Source organism: Marinobacter sp. V34 (genome assembly GCF_055524115.1).
Genome location: NZ_JBUPZY010000002.1, coordinates 59,633 through 83,849, shown reverse-complemented (window position 1 = coordinate 83,849; position 24,217 = coordinate 59,633). Strand labels below are relative to the sequence as shown.

General features: G+C 58.5%; 21 protein-coding genes. 8 read left to right on the top strand and 13 right to left on the bottom strand.

Annotation, left to right across the window (positions count from 1 at the left end; all coding sequences use genetic code 11):
• The first annotated feature begins 166 nt into the window (after positions 1-166).
• Entirely contained in the window at positions 167-1,081 is a 915-nt protein-coding gene (locus AC0B60_RS03495; protein ID WP_465084058.1) for an alpha/beta fold hydrolase, read from the top strand.
• A gap of 12 nt (positions 1,082-1,093) precedes the next feature.
• On the opposite strand, the gene AC0B60_RS03490 is transcribed toward AC0B60_RS03495, so the two are convergent.
• Complete coding sequence (locus tag AC0B60_RS03490) at positions 1,094-2,164, bottom strand: GGDEF domain-containing protein (protein ID WP_465084057.1); 1,071 nt, start codon at positions 2,162-2,164, stop codon at positions 1,094-1,096.
• 175 nt (positions 2,165-2,339) lie between these two features.
• On the opposite strand from AC0B60_RS03490, the gene AC0B60_RS03485 reads away from it, so the two are divergent.
• Entirely contained in the window at positions 2,340-3,434 is a 1,095-nt protein-coding gene (locus AC0B60_RS03485; protein WP_465084055.1) for a patatin-like phospholipase family protein, read from the top strand.
• A gap of 69 nt (positions 3,435-3,503) precedes the next feature.
• A complete protein-coding gene (locus AC0B60_RS03480) occupies positions 3,504-3,761 on the top strand; it encodes a CDGSH iron-sulfur domain-containing protein (RefSeq protein ID WP_465084053.1) in 258 nt (85 codons plus the stop codon).
• On the opposite strand, the gene AC0B60_RS03475 is transcribed toward AC0B60_RS03480, so the two are convergent.
• The 12 genes from AC0B60_RS03475 to pilG form a co-directional block, all read right to left on the bottom strand.
• The gene (locus AC0B60_RS03475) at positions 3,749-4,747 is read right to left on the bottom strand and encodes a PAS domain-containing protein (protein ID WP_465084052.1); all 999 of its coding nucleotides are present in this window, start codon (positions 4,745-4,747) and stop codon (positions 3,749-3,751) included. The genes AC0B60_RS03480 and AC0B60_RS03475 overlap by 13 nt on opposite strands.
• A gap of 138 nt (positions 4,748-4,885) precedes the next feature.
• Positions 4,886-5,698, bottom strand: coding sequence for a metal ABC transporter permease (locus AC0B60_RS03470; protein WP_465084050.1), 813 nt, complete (start codon positions 5,696-5,698; stop codon positions 4,886-4,888).
• Positions 5,685-6,461 carry a zinc ABC transporter ATP-binding protein ZnuC gene (gene znuC, locus AC0B60_RS03465; protein WP_465084049.1) on the bottom strand — a complete coding sequence of 259 codons (777 nt, stop codon included), beginning with the start codon at positions 6,459-6,461 and terminating at the stop codon, positions 5,685-5,687. Before znuC ends, AC0B60_RS03470 begins: the two co-directional genes overlap by 14 nt.
• Entirely contained in the window at positions 6,454-6,945 is a 492-nt protein-coding gene (locus AC0B60_RS03460) for a Fur family transcriptional regulator (protein WP_465084047.1), read from the bottom strand. Before AC0B60_RS03460 ends, znuC begins: the two co-directional genes overlap by 8 nt.
• An 89-nt stretch (positions 6,946-7,034) precedes the next feature.
• Positions 7,035-7,496 (bottom strand): chemotaxis protein CheW, encoded by a 462-nt coding sequence (locus AC0B60_RS03455; RefSeq protein WP_465084046.1) that lies wholly within the window; start codon positions 7,494-7,496, stop codon positions 7,035-7,037.
• An 11-nt stretch (positions 7,497-7,507) separates the two neighbouring features.
• On the bottom strand, positions 7,508-8,560 hold the full coding sequence (locus AC0B60_RS03450) for a chemotaxis protein CheB (protein ID WP_465084045.1): 1,053 nt from the start codon (positions 8,558-8,560) through the stop codon (positions 7,508-7,510).
• Positions 8,560-16,062 (bottom strand): Hpt domain-containing protein, encoded by a 7,503-nt coding sequence (locus AC0B60_RS03445; RefSeq protein ID WP_465084043.1) that lies wholly within the window; start codon positions 16,060-16,062, stop codon positions 8,560-8,562. The genes AC0B60_RS03450 and AC0B60_RS03445 overlap by 1 nt, the downstream gene beginning before the upstream one ends.
• 11 nt (positions 16,063-16,073) lie before the next feature.
• Positions 16,074-16,973, bottom strand: coding sequence for a CheR family methyltransferase (locus AC0B60_RS03440; RefSeq protein WP_465084041.1), 900 nt, complete (start codon positions 16,971-16,973; stop codon positions 16,074-16,076).
• Between the two features lie 27 nt (positions 16,974-17,000).
• Complete coding sequence (locus AC0B60_RS03435) at positions 17,001-19,076, bottom strand: methyl-accepting chemotaxis protein (RefSeq protein WP_465084039.1); 2,076 nt, start codon at positions 19,074-19,076, stop codon at positions 17,001-17,003.
• 91 nt (positions 19,077-19,167) lie between these two features.
• Positions 19,168-19,713, bottom strand: a complete 546-nt coding sequence (locus AC0B60_RS03430; protein WP_465084038.1) for a chemotaxis protein CheW — start codon at positions 19,711-19,713, stop codon at positions 19,168-19,170.
• Between the two features lie 20 nt (positions 19,714-19,733).
• Positions 19,734-20,096 (bottom strand): twitching motility response regulator PilH, encoded by a 363-nt coding sequence (gene pilH, locus AC0B60_RS03425; protein WP_007154227.1) that lies wholly within the window; start codon positions 20,094-20,096, stop codon positions 19,734-19,736.
• Positions 20,097-20,128: 32 nt separating this feature from the next.
• A complete protein-coding gene (gene pilG, locus AC0B60_RS03420; protein WP_007154228.1) occupies positions 20,129-20,521 on the bottom strand; it encodes a twitching motility response regulator PilG in 393 nt (130 codons plus the stop codon).
• A gap of 295 nt (positions 20,522-20,816) precedes the next feature.
• Between pilG and gshB the strand changes: the two genes are divergently transcribed.
• From gshB to pyrR, 5 genes are read left to right on the top strand one after another with little or no spacing between them, the layout of a single operon-like run.
• Positions 20,817-21,764 carry a glutathione synthase gene (gene gshB / locus AC0B60_RS03415; RefSeq protein WP_465084037.1) on the top strand — a complete coding sequence of 316 codons (948 nt, stop codon included), beginning with the start codon at positions 20,817-20,819 and terminating at the stop codon, positions 21,762-21,764.
• 39 nt (positions 21,765-21,803) lie between these two features.
• Positions 21,804-22,670, top strand: a complete 867-nt coding sequence (locus tag AC0B60_RS03410) for an energy transducer TonB (protein ID WP_465084036.1) — start codon at positions 21,804-21,806, stop codon at positions 22,668-22,670.
• On the top strand, positions 22,667-23,233 hold the full coding sequence (locus AC0B60_RS03405) for a YqgE/AlgH family protein (RefSeq protein ID WP_465084035.1): 567 nt from the start codon (positions 22,667-22,669) through the stop codon (positions 23,231-23,233). Before AC0B60_RS03410 ends, AC0B60_RS03405 begins: the two co-directional genes overlap by 4 nt.
• Complete coding sequence (ruvX, locus tag AC0B60_RS03400) at positions 23,226-23,666, top strand: Holliday junction resolvase RuvX (RefSeq protein WP_465084033.1); 441 nt, start codon at positions 23,226-23,228, stop codon at positions 23,664-23,666. Before AC0B60_RS03405 ends, ruvX begins: the two co-directional genes overlap by 8 nt.
• Before the next feature lie 32 nt (positions 23,667-23,698).
• The gene (gene pyrR, locus AC0B60_RS03395) at positions 23,699-24,208 is read left to right on the top strand and encodes a bifunctional pyr operon transcriptional regulator/uracil phosphoribosyltransferase PyrR (RefSeq protein WP_465084032.1); all 510 of its coding nucleotides are present in this window, start codon (positions 23,699-23,701) and stop codon (positions 24,206-24,208) included.
• The last annotated feature ends 9 nt before the right edge of the window (positions 24,209-24,217 follow it).

Below are 24,217 nucleotides of genomic sequence, written 5' to 3'. Positions count from 1 at the left end.
AAGGCGAAAGCTTAAGGGAATTTGTCCGCGCCCTCCAGATTTACGACCGCACAGGGCGAAAAGACCACCCCGGAACGCTCTGGTTCGCAAATTGTCGGACCAGATCTGGCGGGGGCGGTTGGTTTGATTTAGAGTTTCAGTTTCAGGCTGGTTTCAGGAAACCGCAATGGAACAGGTAATACCGGGAGTTCGGGGTGCCGCCCCCGGCGCAGGGAATGCGACACTGGAATGGTGGCAGCAGGAGGGGAAGTGGTTTTCCTACGGCGGCCACGCTGTCTTCAGCAGAATGGCGGGCCAGGGCGATCCCGTGGTATTGCTGCATGGCTTTCCCACGGCCAGTTGGGATTGGAGCCGGCTGTGGCCTATGCTGTTGCAACATCACACCTTATTCACCCTCGACATGTTGGGCTTCGGCTTTTCCGATAAGCCGACACTGTACGACTACAGCATCGAAGACCAGGCCGACATGTTTGAAGGCTGGATAGCCGGCCTGGGACTAAAGAACGTCAGCCTGTTCGCCCATGATTATGGCTGCAGTGTGGCCCAGGAACTGCTGGCCCGTGACCAGGAAGGGCTTTTGCCTTTCTCCATCGCCCGGGTCGGCTTCCTCAACGGCGCCCTGTTCCCAGAAGTTCACAGCCCGCTGTTGATCCAGAAAGTCCTGGGTAGCCCTCTCGGTGGCCTGATCAGTCGCGGCCTCACCCGTCGTACCTTCGAGCGCAACTTCCGGCGTCTGTTCGGTCCGGAGAACCCGCCGTCGCGGAAAGATATGGATGATTTCTGGTACCTGTTGACCTACAACAATGGCCGGGGAATTCTGCACAATCTGATCCATTTCATGGAAGAGCGCCGTTGCCATCGTAATCGCTGGGTGGGTGCCCTGCAGAAAGCAGAACAACCAATGAGGCTGATCTCGGGAGTTGCAGACCCGGTGTCCGGTTCCGCCATGGCCAGACGTTATCGGGAGCTGGTGCCGAACGCCGATGTGGTGAGCCTTCGCAATGTCGGTCACTATCCTCATTTTGAAGTCGCCGGAGAGGTGTATCGGGCGTGGCGGGACTTCTGCAAACAGTCGGAGTGAGACCTTAAGGTGTTACAGGTCGTTGGCCAACGCCTTGTTTTCAGTATCCTCGGGTGGCCCTTCGTGCAGCCTCCGGGCAGCGCTGACCACTTGGTTACGGCCTCTCGCCTTGGCCTCGTAGAGCGCCTGATCCGCCCGGTTCAGCCAGACCGACCAGGTTTCACCCTTGCCGACTTCCGCCACACTCGCGCTGGCCGTGATCTGTATCCCTTCTACAAATGGGCGGGCACTGATGCTCGTCAGCAGTTCTCGCGCGACTTTGTCGGCGTCCTTCTGGCGGGTTTCCGGTAATACCAGCATGAATTCCTCTCCGCCAATACGGAACAGGCGGTCGCTCTCTCTCAGCCTCCTGCCGATCCGCTGTGTCAGCTCCTGCAAAACCTTGTCACCGGCCAGGTGGCCCCAACGATCGTTGATCATCTTGAAGTAATCCAGGTCCAGTAATATGAGACTGGACACTCGTTCATACCGCTCACGCATCTGGATCTGACCGTTGAGGATGTCCGCCAATTGCGAGCGATTGAGGCAACCGGTCAGGGGATCGGTGGTGGCCAGGCGCGTCAGTTCGACCTGCAGGCGGCCCACTAGCCAAGCGAAGATCATTGCGAACAGGCAGGTCAGGCCTAAGGAAAAGGTAATGCGCCAGAAATCCGCTTCCGGAAACGTAATAAACGACACTACGGACATGCTGACTACAAACACGATATTACTGGCGGTGGCTACTTTCAGTGGAAGCAAAAAAAACAGCGCAGCGGCGGCGGGGTAAGCCCAGTAGAGCCCGGCGTGGCCATTGATCAGGGTAGAATACACGGCGCAGACCACTGCCAATGCTGGGAACAGCCACCCCTGGAGAAAATAGACACCACGGAACCGAAGGAAAGCAATAACGGCCACCGCGTTCAAACAGAACAGAACCAGAAGTAATGCCAACAGAACATTACCCTTTTGCCATTGCACCATCACCAACGGAGCGACGGCAATAAAAGCCCAGAAATGCAGGTGATAAACGATCTGACGCTTGAAACCAAGCACTGCAAGGGTAGGGTTGGTGGCCAGGTTGTCTGTAGTGGCAAGAGGATTCACAGCACACTCCCGCTGTTTATGGTGGGCCCGCACTCCTTGACCCGGGCTTTTTTGAAGTCTAGCACGACCTTCGCGGGAAGGTCGTTGGTTTTGCACCTTTCACCACGCGCTGGTCGCGCTCTGGCTGCAGGGGGCCCAGTTCGCTAAACTGGCGGGCTCGGAACAAGGAGCCGTTATGAGCGCAGTACATACCCGTTCTCCCGCATTGACCATCCGCGCCGGCCGCCGTGCTTTTGAACGGTTGCGGCAACAACCGTTTACGGCGGGCGACGTGCATGTCATCCCGGGTGCGGCGGGTGGCCCCAAGGCGTTGGGCATTTCCGGCCTGGATAAAGCCATCTTTGGGGACTTTCTGCCCAGTGCGCCACAGGAACGCTCGCTGATTGGTTCTTCCATTGGCAGTTGGCGATTTGCAGCGGTGGCCTCGACGGATGACCCCAAGGCGCAGCTGGCCCGGCTGGCGGACCTCTATACATCCCAGCGCTTCGCCAAAGGCGTCAGCATGGCGGAAGTCAGTCGCAAGAGTGTGTTGTTTCTGGAAGAACTGCTGGCGGGCCACGAAGACCACATTCTCAATCATCCCTGGTACCGCCTGAACGTGGTTGTGGTTCGCAGCCGCGGTATGCTGGAACACGACACCAGGGGGCGCCTCAGCCTGGGTCTGATGAATGCCATCAGTGCCAATATGGTCAGCCGTCGACATTTGGGCCGGTTTATGGAGCGGGGTATTATCCATGATGCGCGAGTGAAAGCGCCCTTGGCCAAGCTGGTGGATTTCTCCAGCCATGAGGTGCCATTGAGTCGCGACAACCTGATGCCAGCGCTGCTTGCGTCTGCGTCCATACCCATGGTGATGTCCGGCGTCCGCAATATTCCCGGCGCCCCTGATGGGCTGTATCGGGACGGCGGCCTGCTGGATTACCATCTTGACCTGCCGTACGAACAGCCCGGGGTGATCCTCTATCCTCACTTCACCGATAAGGTGGTTCCAGGCTGGTTCGACAAAACCCTACCCTGGCGTCGGGGCGATGCCACCCGGCTGCAGGATGTGCTGTTGGTGTCACCCTCCCCGGAATACCTGGAATCCCTGCCCGACCGGAAACTGCCGGATCGGAAGGACTTCGAGCGTTACATCGGAGACGACGCTGGCCGCGAGCGCGCATGGCGAAAGGCGGTTGCCGAAAGTGACCGGTTGGGTGATGAGTTTATGGAACTGGTGGATTCCGGCCGCCTGAAGGATGTCATTCGACCTCTGGATGGGAAGCGCTGAGCGCAGGCAATAAGCTCCACTTTGACTATACTGCCCCTGAATACAGAAGAACAAAGTAGGGGCTAACCAATGACTGATGAGACGCCGACAATACCCAGAACCACGCCGTGTTCAGTACTGGTCGAGGGCGGCAAGAACTATTTCTGGTGTGCCTGTGGCCGCAGTAACAGTCAGCCATTCTGTGACGGCTCCCACAAGGGTTCGGGCTTTACACCGGTGAAATACATCGCCGAAAAGAAAGAATGGGTGTGGTTCTGTGGCTGTAAGCACACTGGCAACCCGCCATTGTGCGATGGCAGCCACAAAACCCTGGATCAGGGCGCCTGAATACCGGGCTGGAGGCTTAGCCGGTAACCGCTGAAACCGTGTAGCGTATCCTGCAGTGCCAGTACTCGTAGCGTAACCGGTACTTGGTGATCTTCGGCATCCAGCAGCTTCAGGTCGATACGCTGTATTTGCCGCTCCTGGCGGGATGCCTGCAGGGTCCTGAGGAAGTTTTCCAGGTAGGCGGGGTCGACCAATTGCTCGAATGGGGTTCTGGCCAGGTCCGCCGGTGCCTTCTTCAGAAGCTCCACGACCTGGGGTGAGATGTATCCGGTGAGTGCCTTTTCATCCAGCTCACAGATCGTTGCGCCGGAAAGGGCGACCAGGTCCCGGCTGCGTTGTTCGCTGTCGTTCAGTGCCTGCCGCAAGATCGATTTTTCAACCTGCATGTTGTTCAGTTGCTGTTCGTACCCGTGGGATACTTTTTCGGCGTTCCGGTAGTGGCTTTGCCACCGGCGGATGCGCAGGCATAGGAAAACCACCACCACCGTGGCCAGTACTGTGATCACCAACCCCGCAAGCCAGATAAAACGGAAGGAGTGGTGGGAGGGGTGCTCCAGGAATCCGGAATCCGGCAGTGTGGTTACCAGCCAGCGATGCTCTCCGATTGCGACTTCAGTGCGCAGGGACCGGGAGCGGTCCGGACTTTCTGCGTGAATGGCCTGGAACAGTGGGATTTTGGTATGCCGCTCCAGGGTGTCCACGCGCAAATTGAGCATGCCGGGTACTGCATCCTTGAACACAGTGGAGAGCCATAACTCAGCGGGCGCTACGTTATTGATGGTTCTGGCTGGTGCGACTCCGTCTGTATAGAGCGGCGGAAGCTCGTCATACCCACGTAAGCGGGCGACAAGCGCATTGTGCTGCTTGCGGTATACCTGCTCGGCGAGTGAGCGCGATTGCTCCTCAAGTGCCTGCGCGGTCAGGCCGGTAACAACAAGGCCGGCGAATAATACCAGCAGGGGCGCCCACAGGTGTGGCAGCGCCATAGAATGTCCTGTCCCTGTCAATCGGGGGCTTTCCATAGGTTGATCCATAACCGGTGGCGAAAGTCGGGGTACTTCCTGCTTCTATACTTTAGACTACCGTTCCCACCCTGGGAAACTTTGCTCCGGAATCCACCGCTGTCAGGTCTGGACCTGCCGGGCCGAACCGTACACCAGCAGGAATACGGCAAAACCCGTCACCACCACCGAGGGGCCGGCCGGTGTGTCCAGGTGCCAGGACATCGTCAGCCCGCCACTGACGGCGATAAATCCGAACAGGATGGCCAGCCCCACCATATGTTCGGGGTTGCCGGCTAATCTTCTGGCGGTGGCGGCTGGAATAATCAGTAATGCGGTAATCAGCAGCACCCCGACTATCTTCATGGCCACGGCGATCACGATGGAAAACATCAGCATCAGCACCAGCCGCAGGCGTTCGATCGGTACACCCTCAACCCGCGCCAGTTCCTCGTGAATGGTGCTCATCAGAAGGCCACGCCAGAGCACAGTCAATAACGCCAGAATCAGGAATGCACCGCCGTATATCCACAGCAGGTCGTTTCGGCTCATGGCCAGCAGGTCCCCGAACAGCAGGCCGGTCAGGTCCACTCGAATGTCGGGCATGAAGCTGAGTGTGACCAGGCCGATGGCCAGGGCACTATGAGCAAGGATGCCCAGCAGGGTATCGGTGGCCAGTGTCTTGCTGCGGGAGAACAGCACCAGTGCGATGGCCAGAACCACGCAGGTCACGATAACCCCCACGTTGAGAGGTACGCTGATGAGGAAGCTCAGGGCGATGCCTAGCAACGCCGAGTGGGCCAGGGTGTCGCCGAAGTAGGCCATCCGTCGCCACACCACGAAGCAACCCAGCGGCCCGGCCACCAGCGCCACACCGAGACCGCCAATCAGCGCCCGCCAGAAAAAGTCGCCGAGCACGGCATCAATGATGGGCATGGGAACACTCCTTGTGGTCGCCGTGGTCGGCGGACACCACATCGCCATGCAGGTCGTGACTGTGGTTATGGTGGTGATGGTATACCGCGAGGCTTTCCGCCACCGGACGGCCGAAGGTTTCGATAAAGGCGGGGTCGTGGGAAATATCCGCCGGATAGCCGCTGCAGCAAACGTGTTGGTTCAGGCAGATAACCTTGTCGGTGGCGGCCATGACCAGATGCAGATCATGGGAGATCATGATTACACCGCAGTTCAGTTCGTCCCGTAGGTTACGGATTAGCTCATAGAGCGCGGCCTGGCCATTGATATCCACGCCCTGGGCAGGCTCGTCCAGCACCAGAAGGTCTGGCCTGCGAGCCAGTGCCCTCGCGAGAAGCAATCGCTGCTTCTCGCCACCCGACAGTCGATGGACCGACGCGTTGAGCAAGTGTTCCACTCCGGTCTTAGTCAGCGCTTCCACGCATTCCTGACGTGAGCGCCCACTGAGCAGCATGAACCGCTTCACGCTGAGTGGCAGCGTGGTCTCCAGTGTCAGGTGCTGGGGTACGTAACCGATGGTGAGCCCGGGGGCGATGTTCAGGGCGCCGCCCGAGACCGGCTGGATGCCCAGTATAGCCTTGATCAGTGTGGTCTTTCCGGCGCCATTGGGGCCGATAATGGTGATGATATCCCCGCGTTCGACCCGCAGGTCGACACGGTCCACCACGGGGCGGTCCTCGAAGTTGACGGTCAATCGGTGCAGTTCTACCAATGCATCAGTCATGGGCAGTGTCCGATGTACATCCGGGGCAAGTACCGGAGACCTCGATGGTCATAGTATCCGGCTGGAAAGCCTCGTCCGCCGCGGCGTTCTTGACGGCATCGGACACGCCGGGCGCTGTCAGTTCCAGCACGTTTCCGCAACAACGGCAGATCAGGAACAAACCATGGTGGGTTTTACCCGTGTGAGTGCAGCCAACGAATGCGTTCAGTGACGCAATCCGGTGAACGAGTCCGTACTGTTGCAGAAAATCCAGTGCACGGTAGACAGTGGGGGGCGCGGCGTTGTGACCATCCGCAGCCAGCACGGCGAGCACGTCGTAGGCGCCAAGTGGCTTGTGGGATTGCCAGATTAGTTCCAGCACTCGCTCACGGGTGGGTGTCAGGCGGGCGTTGTGCTGCTGACAGATGGTCCGAGCCTCTGTCAGCGCCTGAGCGACACAGGCGTCATGATTGTGCGGTCGATAGGGAAGAGCGCTGGGTGACATGGGCACTGTCCTGTAGAATTTGCAACATTATAACATTAGCAAAAAACAGTGCCACGTATCGATGGGTGTGCTCATCGCCGACAGGCGTTCTAGCGGGTAGCCTCCAGTGCCAACGATTCAAGATAGCCGAGATCGGGAATAAAGGCGGTTTCGCCCTCTACTTCAACCACCATCAGGTCGGCGGGGCCGGTGTCGCCATCAACCTTCGTTAACTGATCCTCGGTCAGACGCGTCTGGCTGGGAATGCCCTGGGTGACCAGCGCCATAAAGGGGACCGAGTTATGGTGATCACCGATGGTGTTCAGTATGACAATTCGGCCCCGATTGCCACCTGGCACGGCCAGATTGCCGCCATTCGCGGCATCGTAGGAGATCACCGGCAGGTTCAGGCCTCGCCAGTCAAGCTCGCCCACCAGCCACTCCGGCGAATGCGCAGCTGGGTCGGAGCTGGCGAAGTCCACCACTTCCGCAATCGACACGTTGGGCAGCAGCAATTGTTTCTCGCTCATCGGTATCATGACGCAGGGCAGGGTTTGGCTGTTATCGTTCATCACTCATTTCCTCAGGCGGAATCCCGTTTTTGCCGGCCCTTGAGCAGGCAGGATTCTTCAATCGTTTTGACGAGTTCGCGGGCGAGCTGTTCCGGTGTACCACAGTATACGGAACACCCGGTTGCTGCCACGGAATCCGGCATGGAACTGTTGCCGCAGCTGCTGCTCTTCTGGACCCATATGCGGCTACCATAGGCTTTCAGCAGTGGTGCAGCAATGGCACCATCGTTGCCCATACCGGAAAAGATGATGGCATGGCATCGGGCACCGTAGTGGTCGCCGATGTTCAGCAGCACCTGGTCAATGGAGGGGCCATAGGGGCCGGGCCAGGGTGTTTCCCTTTCCTTGAGCGCACCACTGTCGTCCAGAGTCCACTCGTGCTCCACCGGCATCAGCACAACATCGCCATTGTGAACGCGATACCCTGTTTCAGCCCTTTTGAGCTGGTAGTGGGCATGGCGGCCCAGCACGCGAGTCAGCACGTCGGTGAAATTGTTGTCGATGTGTTGGGCATAGACAAAGCCCACTGGCAAGCCGGGCGGCAGGTTGTCCAGAAAGCTCTTTACCGCCGCAGGGCCGCCCAGTGATGCCCCCAGGATCCAGACCTCTTCAGCCGGCAGGTCCGCTGAGGCCGGCTGGATCCAGTGAGGTAGTTTGGGAGAGGTCTCCGGTTGCGGTTGTTCAGTCGCCAGCTCTTCAATAGCGGCCGCGGAATCCAGTTTCTCCAAGTGCCCGAGGGACTGCTCCAACTTGTCCAGCAACCGGCGTTCCCAGCGGAAGTACTCAGTGGTGCCCGGTTTCGGGGCCGGGTCAAGACCAAACAGTACGGGTGCTTCGGTGTTCTCCAACAGGTGGTCAAACAGCACTGGGTGATCGGCTTCGTCTTCCAGGGTAATCAACCACAGGCTGGCTTCCGGGAATTCAGGGTAGCCCTGCAGGCGATCCGGGTCTCCGGAAAAGCAAACGTCCAGGCCGAACCTGGACGTGGCTTCCTGCAGGCGGTGGCGCTGCAGGACGATATCTGAGACGATGCCGACCGCTGGCCGTCCTGGCTGGCCGGTCATCACTGATTCCTGGTCAGCCGCGTGATGGTGTCAAGTAGATCGGTCTCCTGGAAAGGTTTGCCGAGGTATTCGTTGACACCAATGGCCAGCGCTCTCTCGCGGTGCTTTTCACCGGTACGGGAGGTAATCATGCAGATCGGCGTGTCCCGCAGGTTATCATCGTGGCGCACAAAGCTTGCAACCTCGAAGCCGTCCATCCGGGGCATTTCGATATCCAGCAGGATAATATCCGGCTTGTGGTCCTGCAGCTGGGCGACCGCATCCAGGCCGTCTTTGGCCGTGATCACCTCCATGCCATTACGCTCCAGCAGGCGAGACGTTACCTTGCGCACCGTTACCGAGTCATCCACCACCATCACCACAGTGGACTGCTCCTCACGGCGCGAGGCCTCTTTCGCCTTTTCGAGGTTCGCCAGGCGTTGGCGCTCGGATAGAATGTCGGAACGGATCATGGCCGGCAGGTCAAGGATCACCACCACGTTACCGTCACCCAGAATGGTGGCACCGGACACACCTCGAACGGTACTGAACTGCGGCCCAAGCGACTTAACCACGATCTCGCGGCTGCCCATCAGGCTGTCCACCTGCAGGGCCATGGGCTGTTCGGCGCCCCGCACCAGGATGACCGGCAACGGCAGGGCCTGACCCTGCAGCTTGGGATGGTGGTCACTGTTCAGCAGGCTACCGAGATACTGAAGACGGTACTGCTGGCCGGCGTATTCGTACATCGGTGCGTCGGGCTTGTAGTATTCCTCAAGCTCGTAGGTGCTGACCCGAACGATGCCCTCAATGGTGTTCAACGGAATGGCGTAGAAATCCTCGCCGGTGGACACCATCAGTGCCCGGTTGACCGATACCGTGAACGGCAGCCGAACGGTAAAGACGGTTCCCTTGCCCACGGTGGAGTCGATATCCAGGCTGCCGCCAAGTTGCTTGATCTCGCTGGCCACCACGTCCATGCCCACGCCACGGCCGGAAATCTGGGTAACGGCCTGGGCAGTGGAAAAACCGGGTTGCAGGATGAACTGCAGGATTTCCCGCTCGCTCAGGTCCTCGTCCTTGGCCATCATGCCCTGGCGAATGGCCTTGTCGCGAATGACCTGGGCGGGGATGCCCGCACCATCGTCGATCATCCGCAACACCACATCGCCACCTTCGCGGGTCAGCGACAGCGTCACTTCGCCGGTTTCTGGTTTACCGGCTTTCTTGCGGTCGGCTGGTTTTTCGATGCCGTGATCCAGCGCGTTGCGCAGCATGTGCTCCAGCGGTGCGATCATGCGCTCGAGAATGTTGCGGTCCATTTCCCCTTCGGGGTTGCGGACATCGAACTCGACTTTTTTACTCAGCTCGCCACTGATCTGGCGGACAATCCGGCGGAGTCTGGGCACCATGGAAGCAAACGGAATCATCCGGGTCTTCATCAGACCTTCCTGAAGTTCCGTGTTGATCCGCGATTGTTGCACCAGCAGGGTCTCGGTATCCCGTACCCGGTCGGACAGGGTTTCCCTCAGGTCCGCAAGGTCAGAAGAGGACTCCGTCAGGGCTCGCGACAGTTGCTGGATGGCGGAATAACGGTCCATCTCCAATGGGTCGAAGTCGTCGCCGTAATCCGGGCCGTGCTCTTTTTCAGCGCGGAACAGGATCTGGGTCTCGGTCTCGATTTCCATCCGGCGCAGCTGCTCGCGCAGACGCTCGATGGTGGCGGCCATTTCGTCCAGATTGTGGCTGAAATCGCTGGTTTGCTGCTCCAGCCGACCACGGGTAATACTGGTTTCACCGGCTAGGTTGACCATCTCGTCCAGCAATGGCGCGGAGACCCGGATGGTTTCCTGTGGCGCGCGCTGGACAGCGGCCGCTTTCGCTGGTGCCTTGGACGGAACTTTGTTGGGCTTGGGCGCTGGCGCGACCGGTTTTTCCGGTGCTTTCGCAGCCGGCTCCGGGGTTTTCGGCGCATCCTCTGTTTTCGCGTCTGGTTTGGCGGGCTCAGGAACAGCGCCTGTGTCTTCAAACCGCTTACGAATATCACCCACCAGCGCCACGATCACGTCGTGGTCATTGGTAATGGCCTGCCAGGCATCGTCGCCCGGGGTATTGCCGCCCAGATCGATCAGCCGCGTCTCCAGGGCGTGGGCCTTGTCGCCCAGTTCGGAAAGTTGCGATAACCGCGCGCCACCTTTAAGGGTGTGTAGGGCTCGCTGTGCTTCCTGGTTAAAGTGGTGGTTACCTGGGTCCTTGCGCCAGTCGTCCAACAATTGTTCCAGTTGGTCAAGAATCTCGCCGGCCTCTTCCAGGAAGATCTCCAGTACCTCGACATCGACCGAGTTCTCGCTTTCCGGGGTGTCGGATTCCGTTGCAGGTTCGAAAAGCTCGTCGCCGGAGGCCTTGTGGGCGTCGTTCAGGGCATCAACCAGAATGGTGTCCGCAGACGGTTTGGTGCCATCTTCCAGACTGGTCAGCATGTCCTGAAGGGTGCCGTGCGCTTTTTCACTGAGCTCCAGCAGGATCGACTGGTTACTGGAGCCAGCGATCAGAGGGTCCAGGGCGTCAGACCAGGCCTCGGCCAGATCGGCAATCGGGTCGACATCGGAGAGGCGAGCGCCACCTTTGAGTGTATGCAGCTCCTGCTGTAACTGGGCAACGCCAGCCAGTTCTTCGGGCTCGTCGCGCCACTGGGCCAGGCACTCACCGATGGCTTCATGAATCTCCAGGCCCTCGTCCAGGAAGATGCCAACCAGGTCATCGTCGGAGGCCTTTGCAATAGCGTCCGTGACGGATGCTGGCTGTTCGTCGGCTGTGGGCGCCTCGTCGACTGTTTCCGGTTCTTCCGCAGGTTCTTCAAATTCCGCGGATGGTAGTGGCTTGCCAGAGAGGATGGCTTCGACTTTGGCCACCAATTCCGTTGCCGGCGGGCAGGGTTTCTGGGTTGCAACCTGTTCAACCATTTGCGCCAACCGGTCGTGGCAGGCAAATAACAGGTCGTTCATGTCGTTGCTGGCGTTCAGCTGGCCTTCGGCGACTTTCTCGAACAAATCCTCAAGAACGTGGGTCAGGTCGCCAATGGCATCGACGCCGGCCATGCGGGCGCCGCCTTTGAGCGTGTGCACATCACGTTGCAGCTCGGCCGCTACGTCGCGGTTGTTAGGGTCCTCGCTCCAGGTATGCAATGCGCTACCTGTCGAGTTGATCAGGTCGTAGGCCTCTTCCAGGAAGATGCCAATCAGCTCCGGATCCAGGTGAGACAGGTCGGTGGCATGTTCCTCTTCAGGTTCCTCCGCCGTGGTTTCTGGCTCTTCGGTATCACTCTCTTCCAATTCTGCCAGCGGAATCTCGTCGTCTTCCGTCTCGGCGTCCTGCTGTCTGACATCAGTCACCGGCCTGGAGCCTGTGGCGCTGTCCATGTAGGCGTGGATTTCACTGATCAGGTCTGGCGCCGGGCGCGGCGGCTCCTGTTGCTCAAGGGCATCGACCATGCCTGCCAGGCGGTCATGGCAACGGAACAACAGGTCGGAAAGCTCACCGGTAACGGCAAGCCGTTGCTCGGTCAGTCCTTCAAACAGGTTCTCCAGCTCATGGGAAAGATCACCCACCGGTTGGATATCCGCCAGGCGAGCGCCGCCTTTGAGGGTATGCAGGTCCCGTTGTAAAAGGCGTAGAAGATCCAGGTTTTCGGTGTTGTCGCTCCAGCTCTGCAAGGCATCGGCTGTGCTGTCAATCAGGTCTTGGGCTTCCTCAAGGAAGATCTCCGCCAATTCCTGATCCATGTCTTCATCGGTTTCCGCCAACGGTGGCTGCTCGTCACTGGGTTCCGGGGCTTCTTCCGCCTCGGCTTCCAGGCTGCGATCGATCTCTTCCAGATCCCCGGTAAACTCCTGCTCAAACGCATCCGGCTCATTGTCTGCGGGCGTTGCAGGAGCCAGGGTTTCGAGGTTGGCAATCAGATCGACGTTGGCCTCAGTGGCCAGCCCGGCCGCGACCTGGTCCATCATGTTGATCAGGTGTTCATGGCCTGCGCGCACACGATCGAAGAAAGGCGAATCGGGAACGAAATCGGGGTTTGAGGCACGCTCGTAAACCTGTCTCAGAGCACCTGACAGTTCAGCAACATCGGCCAGCCCGGCGTCCTGGGCGCCTTCGGTGAGTAGGTGCAATTCCTTGCGCAGGGTTTCCAGAGCCGAGGTTGCTTCGGGATTTTCCGCCCACTCATCAAGAATCCGGTCGGCATCCAGCAGGATATCCAGACCTTCATTCAGGAACAGCTGAACCAGTTGCGGACGGGCGTTTTCCTGCGGTTCATCGGCTCGGGAGCCATCGCCATGCAGGGTGGCATTGCTGACCTGCTCCAGTTTTGCCAGGAAGGTTTCGGTGCCCGGCAGGTCTGCCTGGGGATTCTCCCGGATCTGGCCAAGGCCCTGGGTCAGGAAATGACAGGTGTCGCCAATCAGGCTTAGAACGTCGCGATCGGCGCGTTTGTTTTGTGCCCTGGCTTCCTTGACGAAGCGTTCCAGGGGCGTGATCACTGCAGCAATGGGCGATATACCAGCGGTGTGCGCACTGCCTTTGAGAGTGTGAAGTGCGCGTGACAGGTCATCGGTATAGGCTACGCTCGCTTTGTCGCCTGCGGCGTCAAGGAAGTTCTGCAAGGTTTGCAGGTGGGTTTCGGTTTCACTCTCGAAAATATCCAGCAGCACGGGATCGACTACGGCATCGTCTTCCTCTTCCGTTGCTGTCAATTCGGGCTCGGCTTCTCCGCTCACCGATTCTGACTGGAGCTCAGACGGGGGCATGGTGCTGGCATCGGGAATTTCGCCGTTTGCCAAGGCGTTGGCGCGTGCCTCCATGCTCGATGTGTCGAGGGAAGGGGGCTGGCGTTTCTCGAAATCGTCAACCAACTCCGGCAGGGCGGCAGTAACGTCATCTAGCAGCGCCGCAATGTCGTCGTTCATGAAAATGCTGCCGTCAATCACGCGGTTCAGCATGTTCTCGACAGACCAGGCCAGTTCGCCGATAACCAGCGCACCCACCATCCGTCCGCTTCCTTTCAAGGTATGGAAAGCACGCCGGACCTCCGAGAGCGCCGTGCGGTCATCGTGCTGACGCAGCAACATGGGAAGGTATTCGCGAATGGTGTCCAGCACCTCGCCGGCTTCTTCAATGAAAATCTCGAGGATTTCATCGTCGATCAGGTCATCCTCAAACTCAGCTTCCTCTGTGGACGATTGCCCGGTATTGACGGCTTCGCCGTCGTTGCCACTGTCGGTTACGGGTGGCTCTTCGCCCGCAGTAACGGCGTCTTCCGATGCGCTGTCGATGTCGGTTTTCCGCGTGGTAGACAGAGCTTCAGCGCGATCAATCAGCTCGCTAACCTCGCCATCCGCCTGGCCGTCACGGAAGTCGTTGATCAGCGAGGGAATTCGGCTGTTGGCGTCATCAATCAGGCTGAACATGTCATCGGTGGGCCGCAGCGTCTGGTCGATCACCCGGTTGAGTAGGTTTTCCACAGACCAGGCCAGCTCACCGATACTGGTGGCGCCCACGAGCCGGCCACTACCCTTGAGGGTGTGGAACGCGCGGCGGACTTCAGTCAGCGCGTCGCGATCATCGTGGTTCTGGCGCAGGCGAGGATAGAATTCGTTGATGGTCTCCAGAACTTCTTCGGCTTCTTCAATAAAGATGCCGAGGATTTCGTCATCCAGCAGTTCTTCATCGGAGCTCTTGGATTCGGCTTCCACTGACTCGACGGGTACTTCCGAGTCAACAACCGGCACTTCATCGGCTGTCGGATGTTTCCAGGTAGGCTCCTCTCCAACCGGGAAGCCCAGGGAGTTGAGGCTGGCCTCGGCAACCCCGAGTACGCTCTCGTTATCGCTGATGCCTTCGGCAAGCCGCTCCAGATAGTACTCAATACTGGTAATGGCGTCGGCCAGTGTGTCGAGCTGTTTCCAGTCGGGAACCTGCTTGCCCCCCAGCAGTACGTCGGTGATGTAACGCTCGGCAGAGGCGAGCATGTCGGCCACACGGTCAAGGGGAATCAGGCTAAGGCCACCACGGATACTGTGCAGGAGGCCGGGGACGTGTTCGATTTCACCGGTTTCCCATTGAGAAGCGATGAAATTGACGATGGCCGTTTTAACCTGCTCCAGCGTATTGCGGGATTCCCGAAGCAGAGCGCTGCTGGCTTCACCCAATTCGCGAGAGCCGAGGTTGATGGTTTGGGTGTCGTCACCGGTGACATCCGGTTCCGACTGTCGGTCACTGTCCAGGCCAGCCAGACTGGCTTCGACATAGAGCAGGGCGCCGGCAATATCCATCAGGGTGCCGTCGTCCACGGAGTCGGTCTGGTTGGCGAGTTTTTCCACCAGTTCGATCTGTTCGGTAATGACTTTGCGGGGTATACCCAGACCCAGTACGGCCAGGGTATTAGCGACCTGGCGAAGGCCCGGAAGCAGTTCTTCCAGTTCATCGTTCTGGCGTAGCTCTGAGCGCACAAACAGATCGAGCTGGTCTTTGAGTTTGGCGAGTTCTTCGTTGAGGGCGCTGACCACCGAATGGATTGCGTCACGGCCAGGGCCGGAAACCCGGCTCTTGGCGGCGTCCACATCATCGTCCGAAGGCAGTGCCTGATCAAGCCGGTAACTGTCGCGCAGCTCTTTTACGTAGGGCGTGTCGAGATCACGGGCACGAGCCACGTAGTAAAGCAGGTGTTTCAGCAACGCTTCTGGAACAGCCTGTTGCAGGATATCAATGTGTTCGTCAGTAAGGCGGCGGATTTCGGCATCCAGCTCGCGCAGCAGGGACTTCACTGCGGTATTGACCGGGTTCGCATGCTGCTGGAGAGTTTCCACGAATGCTCCGGCTGCTTTCCAGAGTTCGCCCCGGGGCGTCTTCTGGCACAGGCGGATCAGCCGCTGGATCACCTTCTGCATGTAGTCGAAATGGGCGTCCAGGTCGGCCTCGCGAATCACGCCAGCGAGGGCGAACTGATACATCTGGCGCAATTTGCGAATATGTCCAAGAACCTTCGGATCCTGAAGGCGCTGGGACACATTGGCTGCAGCCGCTGCCCGTGAGGGCGACAGGTCAGGCTTGAACAGCGATGTATCGGACAGCAGAGACTCGCCCCGTGCAGCACGGAGATCGTTCAGTAACGGCAGTAGCACCATCGGGAAATCGTCTTTGCTACTGGCCAGGTGCTCCAGGTACTGGGGCAACTGCAGGATGGCCTGCATCAGCACGTCGACGGCATCGTCCACACTGGCGACGGTTTCATTCAGGACCGCCTGGGTCAGTTTCTCCATTTCCTCGGTCAGCAGGGCCGCGCCGTAAAGCTCGACCATCTGCAGGGTACCGTGAACCTGGTGGAGATAGTTCAGGCAGAAGCGCAGGCGCGCGGTGTCGTCACGATTCTCGACATACGCTTCCAGTGCGTGCTGACCCTGGGTCAACGTATCCTGTATTTCGCCCCGAACCCAGTCCAGGGCGATGCTGTCATGGTGATTGCCCATAACCACTCCGGTTATTCTTCGTCAGTCTGGCGTTTGATCCACGCCAGCACATGTTCCGAGGGTACCCTCTGTAAGCCAGGGGGCTGCCAATCGGTCAACTCTCCCTGGCCCAGGACCAGCAACCCCCCGGGCGCCAGCCGCTCTGCAAGCCTTTTCACGATTTCCCGCCGGCGCCAGCGCCGGAAATAAATCAGCAGATTCTGGCAGAAGATAATGTTCATTCCGTGCATCGGAGCGTGTTTCAAATCCAGCACATTCAGCCTGGTGAAACACACCCGCTCGCGGATGCTTTCTACAATTTCGACGTTGTTCCGTTCCGCCGGCCGGAAATACCGGGCCTTCATGGCCTCATCCATTCCCATCAGCTTGCGGGCGCTGAACAGGCCAGCCTGGGCCTTGTCGATGGCCGGTTTGCTGATGTCAGAGCCGGTGACGCCGAACAATGGCTTTAGCAACAACCCTTCCATACTTTCGTTCAGCAGCATGGCCAGTGTGTAGGGCTCTTCGCCAGTCGAGCATCCCACACTCCAGGCCTCCAGAGGGCGTCGTTTCAGCGTCTCCCGGGGCCGGGTAAGCACATAGTCAGACACCAGCCTGAAGGCATCCGGATCCCGGAAGAACCGGGTTTCCTGAACCGTCAGCCGGTCCACCAGGGTGGACCACTCAACAACAGCGTTCGGGCCGGATACGATCTTTTCGTAGTAGGCCTGATAGCTGCTGCAACCAATCTCCCGCATGCGGATCCCGAGGTTGGTCTCGAGAAACGATTTGCGCCCGGAAGACAGGGTAATGCCGGTACGGTGCTCAAGCAGCGTCTGCCACTGGTTGAACTGCGCCTCGTCCATATCGGGAAGTCGGCGCAGTGACCAGATGCCTTCGGCGGGTGACAGATGGTTGCGTGTTTCAGCCATCAACTGTCAGCAGCCTCGGAGCGATTGTCAGCTCACCACCGGTACGTCGCTGTCTTCCTCTTCTTCCTGGTCGGCCGACTCTTCTTCGGGCAGTGTGAAGCCCGCAACAGAGGACCGCAGTTCAGACGCCATCTCTGCCAGGTTACCGATAGACTTCGCGGTCGCGTTGGTACCGGACGACGTCTGCGAGGTAATTTCCTGGATGACGTTCATGGTGTTGGAAATGTGCGCCGCAGAGGACGACTGCTGACGGGCGGCGTTGGAGATGTTCTGGATCAATTCCGCCAGAGACATGGATACGTTCTCGATTTCTTCGAGCGCGATACCCGCGTCCTGGGCCAGCCGTGCACCACGGACCACCTCGGCGGTGGTGTGTTCCATGGAGATAACCGCTTCGTTGGTGTCTGACTGGATCGTCTTAACCAGTGCCTCAATCTGCTTGGTCGCTGCAGAGGAACGTTCCGCCAGGCGCTGAACTTCGTCCGCAACTACCGCGAAGCCCCGGCCTGCGTCACCGGCCATGGAGGCCTGGATCGCTGCGTTCAGGGACAAGATGTTGGTCTGGTCGGCGATGTCGTTGATCAGAGATACGATGTCACCGATTTCCTGGGAAGATTCACCCAGTCGCTTGATCCGTTTGGATGTTTCCTGGATCTGCTCGCGGATGTTGTCCATGCCGCGGATGGTGTTCTGTACCACTTCCGCGCCTTTCTTCGCGATCGCAACCGACCGCTCCGCAACCGCCGAGGATTCAGCCGCGTTGGAGGATACCTGGTCGATGGACACAGCCATCTCGTTGACCGCTGCGGAGGCGCCGGCAATTTCCTGAGCCTGGTGCTCGGAAGCGTCCGCCAGGTGCATCGCTGTGGCCTGGGTTTCCTGGGAGGCTGAGGCCACCCGTACAGCGGTGCCACGAATTGACTGTACCAGCCCGCGCATCTGGTCGATCGCGTAGTTGATGGAGTCGGCGATGGCGCCGGTGAAGTCCTCGGTTACCGTCGCCTCTGTAGTCAGGTCACCATCCGCCAGGTCAGCCAGTTCGTCCAGCAGTCGCAGGATCGCGTTCTGGTTCTGTTCATTCTGTTCCTGGGTCGTTGCCAGACGTTCCTGAGCTTCGCGATAGAGCACCACGCCGATCATCACAACGATACCAACCATGGCGGCGAGGATGATGAATGCGAGGGTTGGGCTGACCAGACGGGTTCCGGCCTGTCCGGCAAACTTCTCGGAAAGAATCGACAGTTCGTCCAGCAGCACCTGGGAGTTCTGGAAGATATCACTGGCCGCAGTACGTACCTTGAAGAGGTCGGGAGAAGCTTCAAGGATGGCGTCTACGTTCTGGGATACGAACTCGAACAGCTCACCAACAGCCTCCAGACCGTAGATGGCGTCCTCGTCGTTTACCTGTGAGATGCCCATGGCCGGGTTGCCATTAACCTGGCCATCGAGAACGCGGCCAAACAGGCTGGCGTCACGGCCAAAGCGGTCGGCGGCGATAACCGCGTCCTCGTCACCTGAGAGTACGTTGTTAACCGAGCGAACAATCCGCTCCGCCAGCAGGGACTGACGCTGTGCCAATGCAATCTGTTCGGCGGGCGCGTCGTTATCCAGCAGGATCTGAACGATATCGTCGTATTCCACCTGCAACTGCGGAATGGTTTCGTTCAGGGTTCGTGCCACTTCGTGGAGGCCGAGTACCGCGTCCTGGGTGGACAGGATGCTGTCGGCGTTGTCACGAACCGATTCCCAGGTTGCCTGCACGTTGCTGTCTTGTGCAACCTCGCTTGGGGGCAGGCCGGTTTCCGGATTACCGTCAACTACATAACCCCACAGCCGTTCGAACTCGTCACGGGAACGTCGCAGTGCGTCGAACGCTGAGGCGGTGCCGCCGGCGGCTTCCGTCGCGTTCTTTGCAATCTCCTGTGACAGCACCCTCAGCTCGGCAGAGTGGGCGACGTATTCCTGATCGTTCTGGCTGTCCCTGTTAATGATGAACAGTACCGCAACGAGCAGGACGGTCAATGCGATCAGCGCGGCAATCAGGCCGGCAACCAGCTTGTTGCCTCCCTGTCCCATACTGAGTCTTCCGGCTCTATTTTTCATTTTCTGGCTCCCGGCCTCTTCGTAATAGTGGCAAGTTTGTTTCTGCGGGCGTTGGGCAGGCGGGAAGATGTTCCTGCCAATGTCACCACCCTTACCATTGCGCTACATCCAGGAAGCGTTCGTCGCCGAGAAGCTCGGCGGCGGAAAACACTTTCCAGACTTCCTCGTTACGCTCATAACCGCCATTCACAAACGGTTGAACGCTTGCAGGCACATCCTGTGGCGAGGCCACATAGCTGTCCACTGCGAAATACTGCATGCCTGAGACGCTGTCGACCACCAGGCCACTGAATACGTCGCCCTGTTCTACAACCAGTACCCTGCGCTCGCGGGTGCTGCGTGAAGAACGGGGAACTTCAAAGAAACCGGCAAGGTCGACCAGTGGCAGGAGGCGGCCACGCACGTTGGCAGCGCCCATCATAAACGGATGAACCCCCGGTATATGGGTATAGCGGGGAACATGGAGAATTTCAGTGACTTCACCCATGGGCGCTACGTAACGCTCACCCGCCAGAACAAAGCCGATGCCGTTCCAGAGTTCAACGGCTTCCTGTTGTTCCGGCAGACCGGCAGCCATGGCGCGGCTGCGTCGGGCGATATCCGTCAGAACGGCAAAAGGGGCGGCCTGGGCGGACATGCTTACTCCACGGTTGGGGATCAGGCAATCAGGCTATTGATTGTTTTGATCAGGTCGTCTTCAACGACGGGTTTTACAAGGTAACCCTTTGCACCCTGGCGTGTTCCCCATACGCGATCCGTTTCCTGATCCTTGGTGGTGACGATCACCACCGGGATGGAAGCGGTTTCCGGGGCACGGGTCAATTGACGGGTTGCCTGGAAGCCATTCAGGCCGGGCATGACGACGTCCATCAGGACCAGATCCGGTGTTTCGGCGCGTGCCTTGGCAACGCCGTCGGCTCCATTATCAGCAGTCAGCACTTCGTGCTTGTGCTTTTCCAGAATGGTCGAGATTTTCTTAACCTCGGTCGGGGAATCATCAACAATCAGAATGCGGGCCATGGTGTCCTCAATAGTTCTTTGCTTCAGCAGTTTTACTGTTCCGCCTGGGGAACATACTGGCGAATCGTGTTTAGAAGCTCGTCCTTGCTGAACGGTTTGGTCAGGTACTGGTCCGATCCGACAATCCGGCCTTTGGCCTTGTCGAACAGTCCGTCTTTGCTGGAGAGCATGATGACCGGCGTCTTTTTGAAAGAGGAATTGTTCTTGATCAGTGCGCAGGTCTGGTAGCCGTCCAGCCGGGGCATCATGATATCAACGAAAATGATATTGGGCTGGGAATCGGCAATTTTCGCCAGAGCGTCAAAGCCATCCGTTGCGGTAATGACTTCGCAACCGACTTTCTTAAGAAGGGTTTCGGCGGTGCGACGAATGGTCTTGCTGTCGTCGATCACCATAATCTTCAGATTCTCGAAGTTGTCATCCATTGTCCAACTGCCTTGCGCTCAGCGACTGTCGTTATTTTCAACCGGGGTTTTTAACACAAACATTAACGATGTTCTATAAATCCCGCTCATTTATAGAGTATTGGCGGCCGGATAAAAAGTATAACTTTGTGACCAAATGTACTTCTGCCCGGAAAGTCACGTAATTGATACGGGATTTCTCCGGATGCATTCGCGGCTCGGGTACAATACCATCTGTGATCACAGCATAGCACTTATTCCCGGCATCGCTCTGCAGACCGGTTCGTGTTTTCAACCTTTTATCTGACGAGGCATTATGACAGTCCGACTCGGCATCGTGATGGACCCCATCGAGAAGATCCATTTCAAGAAAGACAGCTCACTGGCGATGTTGCTGGCGGCGCAGAACCGGGGCTGGGAAATCGAGTATATGGAGCTGCCGGACCTGTACCTGAAAGGTGGGCAGGCGAGGGCGCGAACCCGTGACCTGACCGTACATCTGGACCCGGAAGACTGGTTCGGTTTCGGTGGCACCCAGGACCGGGCACTCGGTGATCTTGACGTCATCCTGATGCGACAGGACCCACCGGTGGATCGGGAGTTCCTGATGGCCACGTTCATTCTGGAAATCGCCGAGCAACAGGGCGCCCTGGTGGTCAATCCGGCTTCCACGCTACGGGATTGCAACGAAAAGCTGTTCGCCGCCCAGTTTGAGGACTGCACACCGCCGTTGATCGTTACCCGCTCGGCTGAGCGACTCAAGGAATTCTACGCCGAGCATGGTGATGTCATTATGAAACCGGTGGATGGCATGGGCGGGCGCTCTATCTTCCGGGTCAAGGAAAACGACGACAACCTTGGGGTTATTATTGAAACCCTGACCAACTATGGCGCTCACCAGGCCATGGCGCAGAAATACATACCCGAGATCAAGCAGGGCGATAAGCGCATTCTGCTGATCGATGGCGAGCCGGTTCCCTATGCGCTTGCGCGCATCCCCTCGCAGGGTGAAAATCGTGGAAACCTGGCCGCCGGAGGTCGGGGGGAAGGTCGTGAACTCACGGTCCGCGATCGGGAAATCTGTGACCGTGTGGCGCCAGTGCTCAAGGAAAAAGGGCTCATCTTTGTCGGCATCGACGTCATCGGTGACTACCTAACCGAAATCAATGTCACCAGTCCGACCTGCATCCGGGAACTGGATGCCGCCTACGGCATTGATATTTCCAGTCAGTTGCTGGATGCCATCGAGCGCCGTCTGAAATAATGACCTCCAGCCAGGTCTAACCGAGGGTAAATAGCAGGAATGGCAGTACAGGTCAGCGATTTCGATCGGTTTTCGTTCACACTCTTCATGGCGTTGGCGCTCCACGCTATCGTGGTGCTGGGTATTACCTTTGCGCCCGAGTCTCCGCGTTCCTCGGCTCAGACCATGGAAATTACCCTCTCCCAGTTTGATGATGAGACTGACCCGGAGGAAGCCGATTTCCTGGCCCAGACCAGCCAGAAAGGCAGCGGTACCGAGGAAGAACCGGTGGAAATGACGACGCCGCAGCCTTCTGAAGTCAGCCAACCGGAGGTCGCCGAGGTTCAGCCGGAACCTCCGTCCCGCGTTGAGCCCAGGCAGGATCAGGAACAGCCGGTGGTGCAGACACAGGCTCAGAATGAACGCCAGGTGTCGGAGCCCTCGGCGGCGGAACCAGAATCGGATGATCCGCTGCCGGTGAAGGAAAAGAAAAGCCTGATGGAGCGCAGCCTGGAGATTGCCAGTCTGGAGGCGCGGTTTGATCAGCAGCGCAGGGCCTACGCCAAGAAACCCCGGGTCATGCGTGTTACCGCAGCATCAACGTTGAAATCGACCAACGCCTGGTATGTGCAGAACTGGGTCAGTAAGGTAACCCGTGTTGGCAATATCAACTATCCTACTGAGGCCAGGCGAGCCGGAATTTATGGCACTCTGCGTATGCTGGTTTCGATGAAGAAGGATGGCACAATAAAGGAACTGGCTATACTCGAATCATCCGGCAGTAGCGTGCTTGATGATGCCGCAATACGCATCGTGAGAATGGCAGCGCCTTTTGCACCTTTCCCGGATGATATGCGCGAGAACGTTGATGAATTGGAAATTATCCGCACCTGGGTATTCGAACGGCGGGGGCTGACATCGGGATGACAGCATCAAAACACTCTCCACACAGTCTGCGGCACCAGTTCCTGGTGGCGTCTCCCTATCTGCAGGACCCACGCTTCCATGGTGCGGTGATCTATTTATGTGAGCACTCCGACGAAGGCGCCCTGGGGCTGACAGTGAACCACCCCCTGGACATCCACCTGGGGGAAATCCTCGAGCAACTGGATATGGAAGGTGGTGAACTGGACGTGCCGGTTTATGGGGGTGGCCCGGTACAGCCTGAGCGCGGTTTTGTACTGCACTCCCCGGATGCGGGCTGGCAGAATACCGCGGAGGTGGCTGACGATGTTCTGCTGACTACCTCCCGGGATGTGCTCTCAGACATAGGCATAGGCAGTGGCCCGAAAAGCTACCTGGTGTGCCTGGGTTATGCAGGTTGGAGTGAGGGACAGTTGGAAGACGAGCTCGCCAGCAACGCTTGGCTAACCTGCCCCGCTAGCGCCGATATCCTGTTCAGGACACCCTGGGAAGACCGTTACAAGGCCGTACTAAAGCATATTGGCATCGACATCAATCAGCTCAGCGAGTTCGTGGGCCATGCATGAGGCCGGAAACCGGCGGGTGATGGCGTTTGATTTCGGCACCCGCCGAATTGGTGTGGCCAGTGGTCAGGAAATGCTGGGCACTGGCAAGCCTCTGGCCATGCTGGCAGCCCGGGACGGGGTTCCCGACTGGGAACAGATTGGTCGGTTGCTGAAAGAATGGCAGCCTGACCGGGTTCTGGTCGGCCTGCCCCTGAACATGGACGACACTGAAAATGACATGTGCGCACGAGCGCGCAAGTTTGGCAAACGCCTGCACGGTCGCTTCCACGTTGAGGTGGAAATGGTCGACGAACGCCTCACCAGTTTTGAGGCCAAGGGTGATGTGATGGCGTCCGGTGGCAGCCGTGATTTCGGCCGCGATGGCGTCGATGACCGTGCCGCCGTACTGATTCTGGAAACCTGGTTTCATCAGCAGGAGTCTCGTTCGTCCTGACCGGGCCCAGGCTGCTGACTATGGGGATTTAAATGACTGCATTGCTTGAAATCGACCGGCTGCTGGATGACCTGGAAACTGGTCTGCGTAAGAAGCTGCAAGAGCGGGGAGTAACCTCCCCGGCGCTGATCGGCATCCGCACCGGTGGTGTCTGGTTGGCGGACGTCATGAGCAAGCGTCTGGGCTTGCAGGAACCCTGGGGGGAATTGGATATTTCCTTCTACCGCGATGACTTCAGCCGCATCGGCCTGAACCCGAGAGTGAAGCCGTCCAGCCTGCCATTCAGTACCGAAGACCGTGACATTATCCTGATCGATGACGTGATCATGAGTGGCCGTACCATTCGCGCGGCGATGAATGAGATTTTCGATTATGGCCGGCCGGCGAGTATCATCCTCGCCACGTTGGTGGATCTGGGGGCTCGGGAACTGCCTGTTCAGCCGGACGTGACCGGGCGGGTGCTTGCCCTGCAATCGCATCAGCGTGTCAAATTGCGCGGGCCGGACCCACTGCACATAGAGCTCCAGGAAACAGGCCACTAAACAGCGAAC

What these genes read in the sequence shown, in the direction of transcription:
- AC0B60_RS03495 (WP_465084058.1), top strand. Translation starts at nt 167, where the DNA reads ATGGAACAGGTAATACCGGGAGTTCGGGGTGCCGCCCCCGGCGCAGGG.
- AC0B60_RS03485 (WP_465084055.1), top strand. Translation starts at nt 2,340, where the DNA reads ATGAGCGCAGTACATACCCGTTCTCCCGCATTGACCATCCGCGCCGGC.
- AC0B60_RS03480 (WP_465084053.1), top strand. Translation starts at nt 3,504, where the DNA reads ATGACTGATGAGACGCCGACAATACCCAGAACCACGCCGTGTTCAGTA.
- AC0B60_RS03475 (WP_465084052.1), bottom strand. Translation starts at nt 4,747, where the DNA reads ATGGCGCTGCCACACCTGTGGGCGCCCCTGCTGGTATTATTCGCCGGC.
- AC0B60_RS03470 (WP_465084050.1), bottom strand. Translation starts at nt 5,698, where the DNA reads ATGCCCATCATTGATGCCGTGCTCGGCGACTTTTTCTGGCGGGCGCTG.
- znuC (WP_465084049.1), bottom strand. Translation starts at nt 6,461, where the DNA reads ATGACTGATGCATTGGTAGAACTGCACCGATTGACCGTCAACTTCGAG.
- AC0B60_RS03460 (WP_465084047.1), bottom strand. Translation starts at nt 6,945, where the DNA reads ATGTCACCCAGCGCTCTTCCCTATCGACCGCACAATCATGACGCCTGT.
- AC0B60_RS03455 (WP_465084046.1), bottom strand. Translation starts at nt 7,496, where the DNA reads ATGAACGATAACAGCCAAACCCTGCCCTGCGTCATGATACCGATGAGC.
- AC0B60_RS03450 (WP_465084045.1), bottom strand. Translation starts at nt 8,560, where the DNA reads ATGACCGGCCAGCCAGGACGGCCAGCGGTCGGCATCGTCTCAGATATC.
- AC0B60_RS03445 (WP_465084043.1), bottom strand. Translation starts at nt 16,062, where the DNA reads ATGGGCAATCACCATGACAGCATCGCCCTGGACTGGGTTCGGGGCGAA.
- AC0B60_RS03440 (WP_465084041.1), bottom strand. Translation starts at nt 16,973, where the DNA reads ATGGCTGAAACACGCAACCATCTGTCACCCGCCGAAGGCATCTGGTCA.
- AC0B60_RS03435 (WP_465084039.1), bottom strand. Translation starts at nt 19,076, where the DNA reads ATGAAAAATAGAGCCGGAAGACTCAGTATGGGACAGGGAGGCAACAAG.
- AC0B60_RS03430 (WP_465084038.1), bottom strand. Translation starts at nt 19,713, where the DNA reads ATGTCCGCCCAGGCCGCCCCTTTTGCCGTTCTGACGGATATCGCCCGA.
- pilH (WP_007154227.1), bottom strand. Translation starts at nt 20,096, where the DNA reads ATGGCCCGCATTCTGATTGTTGATGATTCCCCGACCGAGGTTAAGAAA.
- pilG (WP_007154228.1), bottom strand. Translation starts at nt 20,521, where the DNA reads ATGGATGACAACTTCGAGAATCTGAAGATTATGGTGATCGACGACAGC.
- gshB (WP_465084037.1), top strand. Translation starts at nt 20,817, where the DNA reads ATGACAGTCCGACTCGGCATCGTGATGGACCCCATCGAGAAGATCCAT.
- AC0B60_RS03410 (WP_465084036.1), top strand. Translation starts at nt 21,804, where the DNA reads ATGGCAGTACAGGTCAGCGATTTCGATCGGTTTTCGTTCACACTCTTC.
- AC0B60_RS03405 (WP_465084035.1), top strand. Translation starts at nt 22,667, where the DNA reads ATGACAGCATCAAAACACTCTCCACACAGTCTGCGGCACCAGTTCCTG.
- ruvX (WP_465084033.1), top strand. Translation starts at nt 23,226, where the DNA reads ATGCATGAGGCCGGAAACCGGCGGGTGATGGCGTTTGATTTCGGCACC.
- pyrR (WP_465084032.1), top strand. Translation starts at nt 23,699, where the DNA reads ATGACTGCATTGCTTGAAATCGACCGGCTGCTGGATGACCTGGAAACT.